Genomic DNA, 16,830 nt, shown 5'->3' with positions numbered 1-16,830 from the left:
CTCAATTCCGGTGGTCCCGCGCGGAGGCGTAGAGGCACACGGCGGCAGCTGTCGCGAGGTTCAGGCTCTCGGCGGCGCCGTACAGCGGCACCTTGAGCGAGGTGTCGAGCTTCGCCACGACGTCGTCGGGCAGGCCGTGCGCCTCGCTGCCGAACACCCACGCGGTGGGGTGCTTCAGGTCGCCCTTCGCGGAGGCCTCGACCAGGTCGTGCTCCGCGTACCCGTCGGCGGCGACGAGCCGCAGGCCGGCCGCGCGGCAGGCGGCGAAGACCTCGTCGGCGTCGCGGGACCGCGCGATCGGCAGGTGGAACAGCGAGCCGGTGGAGGCGCGCACGCACTTGCCGTTGTGCGGGTCGACCGTGTCGCCCGCGAAGATCACCGCGTCGGCGCCGGCCGCGTCGGCCACCCGCGTGACGGTGCCCGCGTTGCCGGGGTCGGAGACGCCGTGCAGGACGGCGACCAGGCGCGGGGTGCCCCGCAGCGCGGCTTCGAGGGGCTGCGGCACGACGTCGCAGACCGCGATCAGGCCCTGGGGCGTCACGGTCTCCGACAACGAGGCGGCGGCCCTGTCGTCGACCTCGCTGACGCGGATGCCCCTGGCCGAGGCGGACCGCAGCAGGTCGGCGTTGCGTTCCGCGGCCGTCGCCGTGACGAACAGCTCGTGCACCTCGCCGGAGGTCCAGGCGAGTGCCTCGCGCACGGCCTGGGCGCCCTCGACGAGGAAACGGCCTGCCTTGTCGCGGCCCTGGCGGCGGGTCAGGTGGCGAGCAGCAACGACCCGAGGCGTCCGTTCGGTGAACGGAGCTGCCTCGGGTCGGTTGTGCCCGCTGACGTGCTGGCTCAGGCCTTGTCCCCGGCCGGGGCGTTCACGTCGGCCGGGAGCGCCTTGCGGGCGATCTCGACCAGCGCCGCGAAGGCGGTGCCGTCGTGGACGGCGAGGTCCGCGAGGATCTTGCGGTCGACCTCGACGCCGCCCAGGCGCAGGCCCTGGATCAGGCGGTTGTAGGTCATCCCGTTCGCGCGGGCAGCGGCGTTGATGCGCTGGATCCACAGCTTGCGGAAGTCGCCCTTGCGCGCACGGCGGTCGCGGTACGCGTAGTTGAGCGAGTGGAGCACCTGCTCCTTGGCCTTGCGGTACAGCCTCGAGCGCTGGCCGCGGTAACCGCTCGCCAGCTCAAGGGTGGTACGACGCTTCTTCTGGGCGTTTACAGCCCGCTTGACGCGTGCCACGGGTCCATCCTGTCGATCTCATGGGAAACCGGCGTCGGGGGCCGGTTTCCCGAGTTAGCTGGGGGTGTCGAAGCGGGTCAGAGACCGAGCAGCTTCTTGATGCGCGGGGCGTCGTTCTCCGACACGACCGCGGTGCCGCTCATGCGACGCGTCACCTTGCTGGACTTCTTCTCCAGGATGTGGCGCTTGCCGGCCTTCTCCCGGAGGATCTTGCCGCTGCCGGTGACCTTGAAGCGCTTCGAGGTCCCGCTGTGCGTCTTGTTCTTCGGCATTTCCGTCCTCGTCTCGTGCACCCACCGGGTCGGGGGCGGGCGTGCGTCCTAAGCCTCTTCCGAAGCGGTGTCCGCCTCGGGCGCGTCGTCGTCGTGCTTGGCAACGCGCGGCTTGATGTTCTTGTGCGGCGCCAACACCATGATCATGTTGCGGCCGTCCTGCTTGGGGTTCGACTCGACGAAGCCCAGCTCCGCGACGTCCTCCGCCAGCTTCTGCAGAAGCCTGTAGCCGAGCTCGGGGCGCGACTGCTCACGACCGCGGAACATGATGGTCACCTTGACCTTGTTCCCGTGTGAGAGGAAGCGGGCCACGTGGCCCTTCTTCGTCTGGTAGTCGTGCGGGTCGATCTTCGGGCGGAGCTTCTGCTCCTTGATGACCGTCAGCTGCTGGTTCCGACGCGACTCGCGGGCCTTCTGCGCGGTCTCGTACTTGAACTTGCCGTAGTCCATGAGCTTGCAGACCGGCGGGCGAGCCTGAGCGGCGACCTCGACGAGGTCGAGATCCGCTTCCTGCGCGAGTCGGAGCGCGTCCTCGATGCGAACGATCCCGACCTGCTCACCATTCGGCCCGACCAGACGAACTTCCGGCACCCGAATGCGGTCGTTGATGCGCGGCTCGGTGCTGACGGGAGCACCGCGGTTCGAGGGACTTGTCATTCACGTCCTTTGAGACTCGGTTGCGCCAAAGACAAGAGCCCCGTCGTCGATGTCGACGACAGGGCCCGCTTCCGACCGATCACAAACCTGCACCGCCCGACGCCCGTGCGCCTGACTGCCAGGAGGACCGGACCCGGCCACCTCAAGAAGCGGTGATCGCGGGTGGGAGCGGGGCTCCACTTGCCGCTCTCGCACTAACGAGAGCTGGTCGCGTCGGAAATACTAGCAGACGCTCTTGTCAACCCCCGAATCGCGGCCTGTGACGTCGGTCCTGCCAGGGCTCTTGCTTGAATGTGGGCGTGACCGATCCGCTTGAAGACGACATCCGCGACCTGGGCGACGTCCCCAGCATCGAGGTGATCAGCCGGGCCGCGGTGATGCTGCTGTCCGCCTCCGCCGAGCGCCTCGGCCTCGCCGACCCGGACCCCGACAACTCCCCGCGCCGCGACCTCGACGAGGCCCGCCGCCTGATCACGGGCCTGGCCGGCCTGGTCACGGCCACCTCGGAGTACCTCGGCCCGCACGCCGCCCCGCTCAAGGACGGCCTGCAGTCGGTGCAGCGCGCCTTCCGCGAGGCGTCCGCGGTGCCGGACGAGCCGGGTCAGGGACCGGGCGAGAAGTTCACCGGCCCCGTGTACTGACCGGCGGCTCCAGGCCGGCTACGAGCGCGAGCTCCACGCAGCTGCCTCGTGGCCGGCGTCCCGCAGCGGCGTTCGCACGGTTCGCCGGCGTCGGCCGCCTGGGCGATCACTCGGCGCGCACCACGACCGGTTCCCACGGCTCGGCCCTCACCTGGAACACCGCGCTGGCCCGCTGCCCGGTGGCGGCGCGGAACGTGATGGCCGACCCGTTGTGGAGCGGTCCGACGTCGAGGTGTTCCACGGGCGGCTCGTCGTACTGCGACAACCCGAGCACCCGGCTCCCCGGCACCACCGAGACCGTCAGCTGCTCGATGACGGCGGGTCCGCCGAGGTAGCTGAGCCGGAACTCGTCCGGCGCGCCGGGCGTGATGGCGAACGTGGGCATGCCCGCCCGGCTGCGCTCGGCCGCGAGCAGTCCGGTGATCTCGTCGAGCCGCACCGTCACCTGGTGCGCGCTGAGCTGCGCCTCGTCCGCCAGCATCCGCGACGCCGAGGCCTCCAGCGCGGCCTTCCCGACGGCCTCCTCGGCCTTGGCCGCCGCCTTCTTGGCCTCCTCGGCCGCGGTCTTGGCCTGGAAGGCGCTCGCCGTGGCCTGCTCGACGGCCTTGCGCGCGGCCTGCGCCTCCTCCTGCGCCTTGGTCGCGGCCTCCTGCGACTGCTTCGCCGCGGCCTGCGCCCTCTTCGCTTCACGGGCCTGCCACAACGACACGGCCACCGCGCACATCGCCACCACCGCGGCGACCACCGACAGGGCGGTCATGCCCGCACCCCCACCGAGGCCAGCTGGCGCCGGGCCAGCTCGTCGATCACGTCCGTGTCCCCCGTCCTCCAGGCGACGGCGGGATCGCCGTCGAACCTGCCGAGCTCCCGCGGCGACAACGATGTGAGCGCTCTCAGCGCCAGCAGGTCCGGCTTGTCGCGCAACCGCGCGGTGTTCGCGGCCTTGCGCGCGTACCGGAGCCGGACGGGCAGCCACGTGACGAGCAGGAACAGCACGGGGACCGCGACCAGGGCGGCGGCGAGCCAGAACGCGGAGTCCTCGACCACGCCGATCTGCGCGTTGCCCGCGTTGGTGAGCGTCTCGCCGGCCTTGCTGCCGTTGCCGAGCGCTCCCGCCAGGTCCTCCCCGACGAACGGAACACCCCTGGCCTTGCCGGCCGCGTTGGTGAAGGCGTCGCGAATGCTGCCGCCCGCGTTGACCAGCCCGTCCCCCGGCGCGCGCAGTTCGAGCACCCAGTCGTGGACGGTGGTGGCCACCCAGATCCAGAGCGCGACCCAGCCGACGGCGAGGAGGTCGGCGATCAGCTGACGCGTGAACCTGACAGGTCTGTCCGCGTACCACTTCATGCGCGGATGGTGTCACAACGCCCACGGCGGCCCGGAGTCCAGCTGAGACTCGGGGCCGCCGTTGCGACGAACAGCTCAGTGCGGCGTCACCACGGGTTCGGCCCGCGCGACGGAGGAGAAGTCCGGTCGCTCGGCCACAACGCCGGGGACGAGCCTTCTCCGGTCGTCAGTCGACGACCGCCAGTGCGTCGATCTCCACCAGCAGCCCCGCCGGGAGCCCCACGTACACGGTGGTGCGGGCCGGAGCCGGGTCGGTGACGAACTCGCCGTAGACCTCGTTCAGCTCGGCGAAGTGCGCCGTGTCGGTGAGGTAGACGCGGATCATCACCACGTCGTCGATGGACGCGCCACCGGCGGCGAGGACGGCGTTCAGGTTCGCGAACGTCTGGCGCGTCTGCTCGGCGACGGTGGTGCCGACGACCTCGCCGGACTTCGGGTCGAACGCGACCTGGCCCGCCACCTGCAGGATGTTGCCCTTGCGCACACCCTGGGAGAAACGGGCCACCGGCTGCGGCGCGTCAGCGGTCTTGATCTCAACCTTGGACAACGGAAATCCCCTTATCTCGGAACGTAACCGCACTCGACCGAGGCAACCTCGGCGGTGGCGAGCAGGTCGGGCAGGTGGGACAGCAGGCCGTCGAAGTCGAGCAGCACCTTGGGCACGGACATCGACACGGCCGCGAGCACCTCGCCGCGGGCGCCCCTGATGGGCGCGGCGATGCAGTGGATGAAGTCCTCGTGCTCGGAGTTGTCGACGGCGTAGCCTTTGGCGCGCACGCGTTCCAGCTCGGCGAGGTACTCGGCGGGGCCGGGGATGGTGTTCTCGGTCAGGCGCGGGAACTCCATGCCCGCCAGCACCTTCCGCAGGGTCGCGGGCGGCAGGTCGGCCAGCAGGATCTTGGCCACGGCCGTGCAGTGCAGCGGGGCGCGGCGGCCGATGCGCGAGTACATGCGCATCTGGTGCCGGGACTCGTACTTGTCGATGTAGATCACCTCACCGTCCTCGTAGGACGCGAGGTGGACGGTGTGGCCCAGGCGGGAGTTGAGGTCGCGCAACGCCGGTTCGGCGGCGCGGCGGACGTCGCGTTCCTCCAGGGCGCGGTTCGCGAGGTCGAACAGGGCGGTGCCGAGGCGGTAGTGGTGCACGCCGTCGCGCTGCACGAAGCGGTGCGTCTCCAGCGTGCGCAGCAGGCGCAGCGTCGTCGACTTGTGCACGCCGATCACGCCGGACAGCTCGTCCAGCGTCTTCGGTCCGGTCGCGAGCTGGCTCACCAGGGTGAGCGCTCGGTCGAGGCTCTGGCTCATCTACACCTCCAGGCGGGCGGACGCCCAGGTCCGCGGGTCGGCGTGCAGCAGGGGAACCGTCACGTCGTCCGGCAAAGGATCTCCGACGTCCTCGGCGGTGAGCAAAGCGGAGGCCGCCTGGAGGTGCCCGGCCCTCAGCCGCACCGGCGGGGCCTCGCCCGCCAGCGTGGCCGCGAGGAAGCCCGCCGCGAACGCGTCACCCGCGCCGACCGGTTCCACGACCTCCACCTCCAGCGCCGGCTCGAAGTACGACTCCCCTCCCTCGAGCAGCGTGGCACCTTCCGCGCCCTGCTTCACGACCAGCGACGCCGGGCCGGGCAGCAGCTGCCGCAGCCGGGCGGGATCGCCCGTGCCCCACACCAGTTCGGCCTCGTCGGCACCGGCGAGGACGACGTCGGCGGAGTCCGCGAGCTCGCGCAGCACGCGCGGGTCGCGGTCGGTCCACAGGGCGGGACGCCAGTTCAGGTCGAACGAGACGCGGAACCCGTGCCGCGGCCTGCGCAGCAGCTCGCGCATCATCTCCAGGCACGAGTCGGACAGGGCGGCGGTGATCCCGCTGAGGTGCACGAGCGCCACCTCGCCGGAGCCGAGGCCGAGCCGGTCGACCATCTCGGGCCCCATGCCCGACGCCGCCGACCCGCGCCGGTAGTAGCGCACGGGGCTGCCGTGCGGCGAGGCCTCCTTGACGTAGAGGCCGGTCGGCCGGTCGGGGTCGACGCGCACCCGCGACACGTCCACGCCGAACCCGCCCACGGCGTCGAGCACGGCCAGGCCGAACGAGTCGTCGCCGACGGCGCTGACCCACGACGACCGCACGCCGAGACGCGCGAGGTGCACGGCGACGTTGGACTCGGCACCCCCGACGGCCCTGTGCCAGGTGCGCACCAGGTGCACGGGACCGGGTTCGGCCGGAACCATCATGACCATGGTCTCGCCGAGACACACGACACCGCCGACGTGATCGAACCGCATGCGCGCTCCAGAGGTGTTCGTTGACTGCGGCGAGACCGAATGCTACACAACTCAGCATCACATCGCGCAATGGGAGTTGCAAAATATGCAACATCTGATGGAGATGGACCTCGGGGCCGTCGCGGACATCAGGTCCGAGAAGGTCAGCTGGCGGTTCAAGGGCCTGCCGTCGAGCACGTTCGGCTCGACCATCGGCGAGGTCGCCGGTCAGGGGCTGGACCTGTTCGCCGACGAGTTCGTCGGGCCACTCGTCGTGCTGGACGCGGACGCGCTGGCGCACAACCTGACGACGATGGCGAAGTGGTGTGACAACCACGGCGTCAAGCTGGCGCCGCACGGCAAGACGACGATGGCACCGCAGCTCTTCCAGCGGCAGGTCGAGCACGGCGTGTGGGCGCTGACGGCGGCGAACGCGTCGCAGCTGCGCGTCTACCGGGCGTTCGGCGTGAGCCGGGTCCTGCTCGCCAACCAGCTGCTCGACCCGGCCGCGCTGCGCTGGCTCGTCGCCGAGCTCGACCGCGACCCGCGCTTCGAGTTCAGCTGCTGGGCGGACTCCGAGGCCGGCGTCGCGCTGATGAGCGAGACGCTGCAGGAGCTCCAGCCCTCACGGCCGGTCGACGTGCTGGTCGAGCTGGGCGCCCCCGGTGGCCGCACCGGTGCCCGCGACCTGGAGACGGCGATGGCCGTCGCGCGGGCCGTGCACCAGAGCCCCGTGCTGCGGCTGGTGGGCGCGGGCGGCTACGAGGGCGCGCTGGCGCACGACGCGTCCGAGTCGTCGAAGTCCGTCATCGACCGGTACCTCGGCGATCTCCGCACGCTCGTGCTGCGGCTGGCCGACGCGGGAATGCTCGACGAGCTCGACTCGGTGGTCGTCACCGCCGGCGGCAGCGCGTACTTCGACCAGGTGGCGGCGACGCTGGCCCAGCCGTGGCCGGTGCCGGTGACCCCGGTGCTGCGCAGCGGCGCGTACATCACGCACGACGACGGCTTCTACCGCGGGATCTCGCCGTTCGCGCGGATCGACGGCGTCGAGCCGTTCCGCTCAGCGCTCAGGGCCTGGGCGCAGGTGACGTCACGGCCGCAGCGCGACCTGGCGCTGCTGACGATCGGCAAGCGCGACGCGTCGTTCGACGAGGGCCTGCCGGAACCGCAGCTCGTGCGCCGCGGTGACGGCGCGATCGCCCCGCTGGCGCAGGCGGAGATCACCGCGCTCAACGACCAGCACGCGTTCCTCGCGCTCGGCCCGGAGGCCACGGTTCGCGTCGGCGACTGGGTCGGGCTCGGCCTCTCGCACCCGTGCACGGTGTTCGACAAGTGGCAGCTGATCCCGGTCGTGCGGGGCACGACCGTGGTCGACCTGATCCGCACCTACTTCTAGAAGGAGCGTTGCGATGGACGACGTCGTTCTGCGCGGACCGCTGATCGCCGACGGCACCGGCGCGCCCGCCCACCGGGCGGACGTGGGGATCAAGGACGGCGTCATCTCGTCCATCGGTGAGGGGATCTCCGCCACTAGGTCGATCGACGCGGACGGGCTCGTGCTCGCGCCGGGGTTCATCGACATGCACTCGCACTCGGACCTGCGCGTCCTCGCCGAACCGGACCACCTGGCGAAGGTCTCCCAGGGCGTCACGACCGAGGTGCTCGGTCAGGACGGCCTGTCCTACGCGCCGGTGGACGACGAGGTGCTCGCGACGCTGCGCGGCCAGCTCGCCGGGTGGAACGACGACCCGCCCGGTTTCGACTGGAACTGGCGCTCGGTCGGGCAGTACCTCGACCGGCTGGACCAGGGCATCGCGGTGAACGCCGCGTACCTGGTGCCGCAGGGGACGCTGCGGATGCTGGCCGTCGGATGGGAGGACCGCCCGGCGACGGAGTCCGAAATGGACACCATGAGGTCCGTCCTCGCGCAGTCGCTCGCGGAAGGCGCGATGGGCATGTCGTCCGGGCTCACCTACACGCCGGGCATGTACGCGGACATGGCCGAGCTCGTGCAGCTCTGCGAGGTCGTCGGCCGGCACGGCGGGTTCTACAGCCCTCACCACCGCAGCTACGGCGCCGGTGCGCTGGAGGCGTACGCCGAGATGGTGGACGTCTCGAAGCGGTCCGGCTGCGCGTTGCACCTCGCGCACGCCACGATGAACTTCCCGGTGAACAAGGGTCGTGCGCCCGAGTTGCTGCGGTTGCTGGACGACGCGATCGCCCAGGGTGCCGACATCTCGCTGGACACCTACCCCTACCTGCCGGGCGCGACCTACCTGTCCGCGCTGCTGCCGTCGTGGGCCACGGAGGGCGGGCCGGACAGGGCGCTGGCGCGGTTGTCCGATGTGGACGTCCGCGAACGCATCCGCGAGGAGATCGAGGAGACCGGTTCGGACGGGTGCCACGGCGTCCCGGTCGACTGGGACTCCATCGAGATCAACGGTGTCCGCAACGACCGCAACGCCCACCTCGTCGGCGCGAGCGTTCTGCGGTCCGCGGCCCGCCTCGGCCGCGCGCCGGCGGAGGTGTACTTCGACGTGCTGGTCGACGAACGCCTGGGCACCTCGTGCCTCATGCACGTCGGCCACGAGGAGAACGTGCAGGCGATCATGAAGCATCCGGCGCACACCGGCGGCAGCGACGGGCTGCTGGTCGGCGACCGGCCTCATCCGCGCGCGTGGGGCACGTTCCCCCGCTACTTCGCGCGCTACGTCCGCGAGCTGGGCGTGCTGAGCCTGGAGGAGTGCGTGGAGCACCTCACCGGCCGCGCGGCCAAGCGCTTGCGGCTCACCGACCGGGGTCTGGTCCGCGAGGGCTACGCGGCAGACCTGGTGCTGTTCGACCCCGCGACGATCGCCGACACTGCGACGTTCGACGAGCCTCGACAGCAAGCCGCCGGCATCCCGTACGTGTTCTGCAACGGGGTGACGGTGATCGACGACGGAACCGCCACCGGCTCATTGCCAGGCCATTCACTCAGGAGCCGCCCGTGATCGACTGGTTGCAACACTCAACAGGGGGCTTGCTCACCCTCGCGGTAGTCAGCATCGCGGTGCTGCTCCTGCTGATCATCAAGTTCAAGGTCGAGCCGTTCATCGCGCTGATCGTCGTCGCGCTGCTGGTCGCGCTCCTGGCGGGCGTGCCGGTGGAGACACTGGTCGGGTCGGCGCAGAAGGCCTCGGACTCGTTGCTGGAGAAGGGCTTCGGCTCGATCCTCGGCCACATCGCCGCGATCATCGGTCTCGGCACGCTGCTGGGCGCGATCCTCGAGGCGTCCGGTGGCGCGCAGGTGCTGATGGACAAGCTGATGACCGCGTTCGGCGAGAAGAGGGCGCCGGTCGCGATCGGCCTCGCCGGCCTGATCTTCGGCGTGCCGGTCTTCTTCGACATCGGCATCTTCGTGCTGGCGCCGCTCGTCTACGTGGCGGCCAAGCGCAGCGGCAAGTCGATCGTGCTGTTCAGCATGCCCCTGCTGGCGGGCCTGTCGGTCATGCACGCGTTCATGCCGCCGCACCCCGGACCAGTGGCGGCGGCCGGCCTCCTGGGCGTGTCGCTCGGGTGGATCATCATCATGGGTGTCGCGGTGGCGCTGCCGTCGTGGTTCGTCGGCGGTGTCCTGTACTCGTACTGGATCGGCAAGCGCATCAACGTGCCGGTGCCGGAGGAGATGCTGGCGGCGGCCGAGGCCGCGCGCGAGGACAACGGTGACCGCGAACCGCCGCCGCTCGGCCTGGTGCTGTCGATCATCGGCCTGCCGCTGGTGCTGATCCTCGCCGGCACGTTCGGCTCGATCCTGCTGACCAAGGGCACCCGGCTGTACTCGGTGGCGACGTTCTTCGGCACGCCCGCGGTGGCGTTGACGATCTCGGTGCTGCTCGCGTTCTGGCTGCTGGGCTTCCGGCGCGGCATGACGCGGGAGAAGGTCGCGGAGTTGTCCGCCGCCTCGCTGAAGCCGGTCGCGATGATCCTGCTCGTGGTCGGCGCCGGTGGCTTCTTCGGCGCCGTGCTGGCCGCGACGGGCATCGGCAAGACGCTGGCGGCCGAGCTGTCCGGCATCGGCCTGCCGGTGATCGCGCTGGCGTACGTGATCAGCTGCGTCATCCGCATCGCGCAGGGGTCCGCGACGGTCGCGATCGTGACCACCGCGGGCATCGTGGCACCGGTGCTCGGAGACCTGGACTACTCGCAGCCCCAGCTCGCGCTGGTCGTGATGGCCATCGCGTCCGGTTCGATCATCGCCTCGCACGTCAACGACGGCGGGTTCTGGATCGTGTCGCGGTACTTCGGGCTGTCGGTGAAGGAGACGCTGCAGTCGTGGACGGTCCTCGAGACCATCCTCTCGGTGGTCGGTTTCGTGGTCGCCGCGGCGCTCAGCCTCGTTGTCTGATCGGACACAACTCAACATTCCCCAACGCTTGACAACACCCCGTCCACATCTGAGGATCGGCGCAATGTTCATTTGTGTTTGATGTGGACGGGGCCCGCATGAGCAACACGGAGGTCGTGTACCTGCACGACGACATCTCCAGCGTCGTCATCACCGTCGCGGGCACCAGCCTGCCGATCGTGGCGCACTGGGGACGCACGCTCGGAGACGTCGACCAGGCCGCGCTGCGGGGCCTGGTCGACGCCGTTTCGTGGACCAACCCGAACAACGCGCCGGACCTCCCGGTCCCCCTCGCGCTGCTGCCCGACGCCGGTGCCGGGTACGCCGGCCGCCCCGGCCTGCGCGGACACCGCGGCGGCGAGCACTTCGCCCCCGCGCTGGAGGTCACGTCGTTCTCGGGCGAGGACGGCTCGATCTTCCGCTACGTCGCGTCGGACGAGGCCGCCGCGCTGACCGTGACCGGCACCGTCGAACTGCTGCCGTCCGGGATGCTCCGCGTCCGGCACGTCGTCCGCAACGACGGCGAGACGCCGTACGCGTTGGAGGGCCTGGAAACCGCGCTCCCCGTCCCGTCGCACGCCACGGAGCTCCTGGACTTCACCGGCCGCTGGAGCCGCGAACGCGCGCCGCAGCGGCAGGCGTTCCACCACGGCTCGTGGGTGCGCGAGAACCGGCGCGGCCGCACCGGGCACGACGCGACCATCGGACTGCTGGCCGGCACGCCCGGGTTCTCGTTCCGCGACGGCGAGGTGTGGGCCGTACACGTGGCGTGGAGCGGCAACCACGTGACGTACGCCGAGAACCTGGTCGACGGCCTGCCTGTCCTGGGCGGTGGCGAGCTGCTGCTGCCGGGGGAGGTCGCGCTGGCACCGGGCGAGGAGTACGAGACGCCGTGGATCTACGCGGCCTACTCGCCCACGGGCATCGACGGCATCAGCGCGGCGTTCCACCGTCAGCTGCGCGAACGCGCGCTGCGGCCGCGGCCGGTCGTGCTGAACACGTGGGAGGCCGTCTACTTCGACCACGACCTCGCGCGCCTGACCTCGCTGGCCGACACCGCCGCCGCCCTGGGGGTCGAGCGGTTCGTGCTGGACGACGGCTGGTTCCGCCACCGCCGCGACGACTCCGCCGGCCTCGGTGACTGGTACGTCGACGAGACGGTGTGGCCGGACGGGCTGACGCCGTTGATCGAGCACGTCCGCGCGCTCGGCATGGAGTTCGGGCTGTGGTTCGAGCCCGAGATGGTCAACACGGACTCCGACCTCTACCGCGCCCACCCGGACTGGGTGCTCGGACCGCGTCCCGGCGTGCTGCCGCCGTCGTCGCGCAACCAGCAGGTGCTGAACATCGCGCACCCGGAGGCGTACGCGTACATCCTCGAACGCGTCTCGGCGGTGCTGGCGGACAACGACATCGCGTTCGTGAAGTGGGACCACAACCGCGACCTCATCGGCTCGCGCGTGCACGACCAGACCGCCGCGTTCTACCGGCTGCTGGACGAGCTGCGGTTGCGGCACCCGCATGTGGAGATCGAGAGCTGCTCGTCCGGTGGCGGCCGGATCGACCTCGGCGTGCTCGCGCGCACCGACCGCGTGTGGACGTCGGACTGCAACGACGCCCTGGAGCGCCAGCTGATCCAGCGCTGGACCGGGGTGTTCCTGCCGCCGGAGCTGATGGGCCAGCACGTCGGGCCGACGAAGTCGCACACCACCGGGCGCGTGCACGACCTGTCGTTCCGGGTCGCGACGGCGCTGCTCGGGCACTTCGGGATCGAGTGGGACGTCAACTCGGCCACCGACGACGAACGGGCCGGGCTGCGGGCCGCGATCGAGTACTATAAGGACGTGCGGTCGTTGGTGCACAGCGGTGTCGTCGTGCGCTCCGACCACCCGGATCCCGCGGCGTGGGTGCACGGAGTCGTCGCCGAGGACAGGTCCGAGGCGCTCTTCTGCTACGCGCAGCTCACGACGTCGGTGCAGAACAAGCCCCGCCGGGTGCGGCTGCCGGGGCTCGACCCGGCGCGCACGTACCGCCTGTCGTTCGACGCTCCGGCCGGCCGGCCCCGGCTGACGCAGCGCGGCCCCGCGAACTGGGAGGCGGTGGAGCTGCCCGGTTCCGTGCTGGCGGAGGTCGGCGTGCAGCTGCCGGTGCTGGAGCCGGAGCAGGCCGTCCTGCTGCGCCTGAGCTGATCGCGAAGAGCCCCGGCGGGACGTGTCCCGCCGGGGCTCTCCTCTCCCCCGTCACCGGCCGGCGCGCGTTCCGTCGGCCTTGGTGGCCCACCACTTCCCGCCAACGCCCTGCCCGTCGGCGTCACCGCAGACCTCGTCCCCCGCGAGGAGGTACTGCGGCCACCCCGCGATGGTGAGCTGCTGCTTCCCGTCCCGTTCGACCGTCCCCACGAGCGCGGGATCCACGCCCTGCACCTGGAACCCCTCGCTCACGAACGCGGGCGGCCACTGCCGCGCGCACTGCCCCGAGCAGGTGCTCGCCGACGGGTCCGCGGAGTCGTCGTCGAACCGGTACAGCGTCATGCCACCGGCGTCGGTCGCGACGACTCCGAGGTTCTCGACGGTCGCACTGGTGAGCGCGATCGCCTTGTTCCGCTGGGCCTTCTTGCCGTCGGTGGCCGTGGCGAACCACTTCGCCACCGTGACGCCGTTGGCCTCGCCGGGCTTGGCGTCGTTCTTGAACGTGTACTGCGGCCAGCCGGCGACGGTGAGCTGCTTCCTGCCGTCCGCGCGCGTGATCGTGCCGAGAAGCCCGGGGTCGACGCCCTTCACCCGCGGCGTCCCGCCCTCGACGTGCACCGGCGGCCACGTCCCGGCACACCCACCGTCGCAAGTGGACGCCGGCGGCTGCGCCGTGTCGCCGTCGAACCGGTACATCGTCAGACCGGCGTCGTCGGTGAGCACCGCACCGAGCCCGGCGACGACGCCCGTGCGGGCGGCGAGCCTCGTGCGGGCTCCGTCCTGGGCCGTGGCGAACCACTTGCCCCGCAGACCCTGCCCCTTCGTCTCACCGGGCTTGGTGTCCTCGGCGAACCTGTACTGCGGCATGCCGTCGACGGTGAGCTGCCGGCTGCCGTCCTCGCGGACGATCGAGCCGACCAGGCCCCGGTCGACGCCGTCCACCGTGAAGGTCTCACCGGCAACCGTTGCCGGGGGCCAGGTCGCGGCGCACTCACCGGCACAAGTGGACGTACCGGGCTCATCCCCGTCGAAGCGGTAGAGCGTGAACCCCTTGACGTCGGTGACCACCGGCCCCAGGTCGGCGTTCTCGGTGACGTTCAGCGCCACCACGCTTTCCTGCTGTGCGACCGGCTTGCTCTCCGGCGTGCCGGCGCAGGCGGTCAGCGAGATCAACCCCAGTGCGACGACCGCGGCGCTCCTGCGGATCATCCTGAACCTCCCGGCTCGTGCCCTCGAACGCCCATCACACGTGCGGGAGGCCGGAACGGTTCAACCGAATCTTCAGAACATCGCGCGCTTCAACGCGGGCACCGCCGACGCCGTCCTGAGCACCGTCCGGAACAGCGTCCGCGCCACCGGACTGCCCTCGGCGAACTGCTTCGCCGCCCGCAACGAGTCGTGCACCGCCGCGAACCCGTACTCGTACATCTCCGCCTCGTACCGGGCGATCGCGTCGCCGCCCTCGACGAGGCAGCGCGTGAGCAGTTGCGCGTCCTTCAACGCGATGTTCGCCCCGATCCCCCGCATCGGGGTCATGGCGTGGACGGCGTCACCGAGCAGCGTCACGTTCGTCGGCCGCCAGCGCCCGATCGGCTTCGACGACCTGATGTGCCACTGGCTGACGGTTTCAGGGTGCGACGCTTCCACGATCCTGCGCAGGTCAGGGCTCCACCCGGCGATCCGCCGCAGCACCTCCCGCTGCAGCCCGCCGCCGAGGTCGAGGTCCTTGGCCGCGAACGCCCACATCAGGTACGGGCGCACGTTGTCGAACAGCACGCCCTCGTCGTCGGAGTGGCCCAGGCCGTCGTGGGCCACCAGGAACATGCCGCACCGGCTGGTCGGGACGATCGAGTTGGCCCGGACGAGCAAGCTGGGCGGAATCCAGTCGTGCTCGTCGAGGAAGAGCTTGCCCGCCACCGCCGTGATCCCGACCTCCTCCGTTCCCGCGTGCGGCAGGTACTGGCGGCGCACGCGCGACCGGATGCCGTCCGCGCCGACCAGCACGTCGCACTCGGCCGTCGTGCCGTCCTCGAAGTGCAGCCTGATCCCGTCCCCCTGCTCGTAGCGCTCGAACCGCTTGCCGAACCGCACGTCCAGGCCGTCGAGCAGCACCTGCCGCAGCGTGATCCGGCTCGCCGAGTAGTGCTTCTCCTCGTCCTGGTCGAGCACGAGCAACGGCTTGAGGTGCTCGGTCAGGAAGCCGAACCCGTTGCCGCTGAAGCCCGCGCTCCGCTCGAACCGCTCCCAGTTCGCCGCGGGAAGGCACTCCCGCAGCGCAGCGGCACCGTCCGGGTTGATGTGCACCCGGTACCCCTGCAGGCGGTCCGTGCGCGACAGGTCCCGCTCGTACACCTCCACGTCCACGCCGGCCTTGCGCAACCCGTGCGCCAGGCACAGCCCGCCGATTCCCCCACCGATCACCGCGATCCTCATGCCGACTAGTTTCAACCGCGTGGTTGATTAAGTCAACCTAACGGTTGAAAATTGGCGGTCGGCTACCGTGGCGACGTGGATCAACGCCGTTCTCCCCGCGCCTCGGAACGCAAGCGCGACCCGGAACGCACCCGCGCCCTGCTCCTGGAAGCGGCGGCGGCGGAGTTCGGCGCGAAGGGCTACGCGGCCACGCGCACCACCGACATCGCGGCACGGGCCGGCGTGAACAAGCAGCTGATCTCGTACTACTTCGGCGGCAAAGAGGGCCTGTACAAGGAGCTGTCCACGAGCTGGCACGGCTCCGCGGCCGAGATGTCGAGCACCGACCAGCCGCTGAGCACCGTGATCGCGGGCTTCGTCCACACGACGCTGACCGACCACGCCCGGCTGTGGGCGTGGTCGAACCTGGCAGGCGACAGCCCACCCACCGACGAGACGTTCCTGCGCGCCCAGGTCGAGCAGATGCGCCAACGCCAGGAGTCGGGTGAGCTCCCCGCGGACCTCGACCCGGGCTTCCTGCTGCTGGCGCTCATGGCCGCGGCCTCCGCGCCGCTGACGCTGCGGCACACCGCCGGTCAGATCACCGGCGAGGACCCGGCCACGCCCGAGTTCGCCGCGAAGTACGCGGAACAGCTGACGTTGCTGGTGCGGCACCTTTCCGGCCGGAGCTGACACCGGAACCCGCCGGTGGGACGTGCGCCGCACCCCTGCGCCGGTCGTCTGCCGTGATGCCACCGACTACGTGGCCAACCCCGCCGCAGCGCGAGCGCAGCTCGGACCGCGCGGTCGTGCGCCCGGGCGACAACTGGTGACTAGGACTCGCGACGGCTCGCGGTCTTGGCCTCGAGGACCTGCTTGAGGCCCTTGAACCCGCCGCGCATCATCAGGTCGTGGTTGCCGCGCAGGAACGGCTTGGCGATCAGCACCAGGCGCCGCAACAGCACCTTGTTGACCACGACCTCCTGGTCGAACAACAGGTCCGTGCCGCCGTCCCTCCCGGTGATCTCCCAGCTGGCGCAGCCCTCGAGATCACCGGACAGCGTCGCGCGCAGGAGACCGGCCTGCTGGTTGCGGATGCTGTGCTTCACCTGGATGACGAGGTCGAAGGGCAGGAACGAACGACACCGGAGCTCGCCGGTCTCGTCGTCGATCTTCGTCGCGCTCCGGACCTCGGGCCACCACACCGGGTAGTTCGCGATGTCGGACAGCACCTCGTACACATCTGCCGGGGACGCGTCGACGTGCCACACGCTGTGGAAGCGATAGCGGTTGAGTGACACGGCCGCCATCATCCCGGATAGCTCGTCCGAGTGACAGCTTCCCAGCAAAACTCACAGATGACCGGGAATTCCTCACGGCGTGTACTGCGGTTCCGGTGGGACTCCAGCGCCCCACCAGGCCGCCCGTGTTCACTT

18 protein-coding genes are annotated in these 16,830 nt (G+C 70.7%); 6 read left to right on the top strand and 12 right to left on the bottom strand.

What is annotated here, in order from left to right; translation table 11 throughout:
- Nucleotide 1: 1 nt before the first annotated feature.
- The 4 genes from BLQ91_RS07670 to infC form a co-directional block, all read right to left on the bottom strand.
- Nucleotides 2-844, bottom strand: coding sequence for a TrmH family RNA methyltransferase (locus BLQ91_RS07670; RefSeq protein WP_090096084.1), 843 nt, complete (start codon nucleotides 842-844; stop codon nucleotides 2-4).
- Nucleotides 841-1,230 carry a 50S ribosomal protein L20 gene (rplT, locus tag BLQ91_RS07665; RefSeq protein WP_090096083.1) on the bottom strand — a complete coding sequence of 130 codons (390 nt, stop codon included), beginning with the start codon at nucleotides 1,228-1,230 and terminating at the stop codon, nucleotides 841-843. The genes BLQ91_RS07670 and rplT overlap by 4 nt, the downstream gene beginning before the upstream one ends.
- A gap of 77 nt (nucleotides 1,231-1,307) precedes the next feature.
- Entirely contained in the window at nucleotides 1,308-1,502 is a 195-nt protein-coding gene (gene rpmI, locus BLQ91_RS07660) for a 50S ribosomal protein L35 (protein WP_086663968.1), read from the bottom strand.
- Between the two features lie 48 nt (nucleotides 1,503-1,550).
- Nucleotides 1,551-2,159, bottom strand: coding sequence for a translation initiation factor IF-3 (infC, locus tag BLQ91_RS07655; RefSeq protein WP_090095847.1), 609 nt, complete (start codon nucleotides 2,157-2,159; stop codon nucleotides 1,551-1,553).
- A 299-nt stretch (nucleotides 2,160-2,458) separates the two neighbouring features.
- On the opposite strand from infC, the gene BLQ91_RS07650 reads away from it, so the two are divergent.
- A complete protein-coding gene (locus BLQ91_RS07650) occupies nucleotides 2,459-2,800 on the top strand; it encodes a DUF1844 domain-containing protein (protein WP_090096082.1) in 342 nt (113 codons plus the stop codon).
- A 106-nt stretch (nucleotides 2,801-2,906) separates the two neighbouring features.
- On the opposite strand, the gene BLQ91_RS07645 is transcribed toward BLQ91_RS07650, so the two are convergent.
- From BLQ91_RS07645 to BLQ91_RS07625, 5 genes are all read right to left on the bottom strand, one after another.
- Nucleotides 2,907-3,560 carry a hypothetical protein gene (locus BLQ91_RS07645; protein ID WP_090095846.1) on the bottom strand — a complete coding sequence of 218 codons (654 nt, stop codon included), beginning with the start codon at nucleotides 3,558-3,560 and terminating at the stop codon, nucleotides 2,907-2,909.
- On the bottom strand, nucleotides 3,557-4,147 hold the full coding sequence (locus BLQ91_RS07640) for a hypothetical protein (RefSeq protein ID WP_090095845.1): 591 nt from the start codon (nucleotides 4,145-4,147) through the stop codon (nucleotides 3,557-3,559). The genes BLQ91_RS07645 and BLQ91_RS07640 overlap by 4 nt, the downstream gene beginning before the upstream one ends.
- Nucleotides 4,148-4,313: 166 nt before the next feature.
- The gene (locus BLQ91_RS07635) at nucleotides 4,314-4,694 is read right to left on the bottom strand and encodes a RidA family protein (protein ID WP_090095844.1); all 381 of its coding nucleotides are present in this window, start codon (nucleotides 4,692-4,694) and stop codon (nucleotides 4,314-4,316) included.
- 11 nt (nucleotides 4,695-4,705) lie between these two features.
- Entirely contained in the window at nucleotides 4,706-5,452 is a 747-nt protein-coding gene (locus BLQ91_RS07630; protein WP_090095843.1) for an IclR family transcriptional regulator, read from the bottom strand.
- A complete protein-coding gene (locus tag BLQ91_RS07625) occupies nucleotides 5,453-6,424 on the bottom strand; it encodes a sugar kinase (protein WP_090095842.1) in 972 nt (323 codons plus the stop codon).
- A gap of 85 nt (nucleotides 6,425-6,509) precedes the next feature.
- Here BLQ91_RS07625 and BLQ91_RS07620 point away from each other — a divergent pair, with 85 nt between their 5' ends.
- From BLQ91_RS07620 to BLQ91_RS07605, 4 genes are all read left to right on the top strand, one after another.
- Entirely contained in the window at nucleotides 6,510-7,802 is a 1,293-nt protein-coding gene (locus BLQ91_RS07620; RefSeq protein ID WP_176959594.1) for an amino acid deaminase, read from the top strand.
- A gap of 13 nt (nucleotides 7,803-7,815) precedes the next feature.
- Entirely contained in the window at nucleotides 7,816-9,399 is a 1,584-nt protein-coding gene (locus BLQ91_RS07615; RefSeq protein WP_090095840.1) for an N-acyl-D-amino-acid deacylase family protein, read from the top strand.
- Nucleotides 9,396-10,793 (top strand): GntP family permease, encoded by a 1,398-nt coding sequence (locus tag BLQ91_RS07610; RefSeq protein ID WP_090095839.1) that lies wholly within the window; start codon nucleotides 9,396-9,398, stop codon nucleotides 10,791-10,793. Before BLQ91_RS07615 ends, BLQ91_RS07610 begins: the two co-directional genes overlap by 4 nt.
- A 98-nt stretch (nucleotides 10,794-10,891) precedes the next feature.
- Nucleotides 10,892-12,982 carry an alpha-galactosidase gene (locus BLQ91_RS07605; protein WP_090095838.1) on the top strand — a complete coding sequence of 697 codons (2,091 nt, stop codon included), beginning with the start codon at nucleotides 10,892-10,894 and terminating at the stop codon, nucleotides 12,980-12,982.
- Nucleotides 12,983-13,033: 51 nt separating this feature from the next.
- On the opposite strand, the gene BLQ91_RS07600 is transcribed toward BLQ91_RS07605, so the two are convergent.
- A complete protein-coding gene (locus BLQ91_RS07600) occupies nucleotides 13,034-14,191 on the bottom strand; it encodes a hypothetical protein (RefSeq protein ID WP_090095837.1) in 1,158 nt (385 codons plus the stop codon).
- A 72-nt stretch (nucleotides 14,192-14,263) separates the two neighbouring features.
- Nucleotides 14,264-15,415 carry an FAD-dependent oxidoreductase gene (locus tag BLQ91_RS07595; protein WP_090095836.1) on the bottom strand — a complete coding sequence of 384 codons (1,152 nt, stop codon included), beginning with the start codon at nucleotides 15,413-15,415 and terminating at the stop codon, nucleotides 14,264-14,266.
- Between the two features lie 75 nt (nucleotides 15,416-15,490).
- Between BLQ91_RS07595 and BLQ91_RS07590 the strand changes: the two genes are divergently transcribed.
- Nucleotides 15,491-16,087 carry a TetR/AcrR family transcriptional regulator gene (locus tag BLQ91_RS07590; protein ID WP_090096081.1) on the top strand — a complete coding sequence of 199 codons (597 nt, stop codon included), beginning with the start codon at nucleotides 15,491-15,493 and terminating at the stop codon, nucleotides 16,085-16,087.
- A 140-nt stretch (nucleotides 16,088-16,227) separates the two neighbouring features.
- Here BLQ91_RS07590 and BLQ91_RS07585 read toward each other — a convergent pair whose 3' ends face one another.
- On the bottom strand, nucleotides 16,228-16,695 hold the full coding sequence (locus tag BLQ91_RS07585; protein ID WP_090096080.1) for an SRPBCC family protein: 468 nt from the start codon (nucleotides 16,693-16,695) through the stop codon (nucleotides 16,228-16,230).
- Nucleotides 16,696-16,830 lie beyond the last annotated feature (135 nt).

The sequence above is a fragment of the Lentzea jiangxiensis genome (assembly GCF_900104175.1).
GTDB classification, from domain to species: domain Bacteria; phylum Actinomycetota; class Actinomycetes; order Mycobacteriales; family Pseudonocardiaceae; genus Lentzea; species Lentzea jiangxiensis.
The sequence above is the reverse complement of the archived record's forward strand: the minus strand, read 5'-3'. Positions and strand labels throughout refer to the sequence as shown.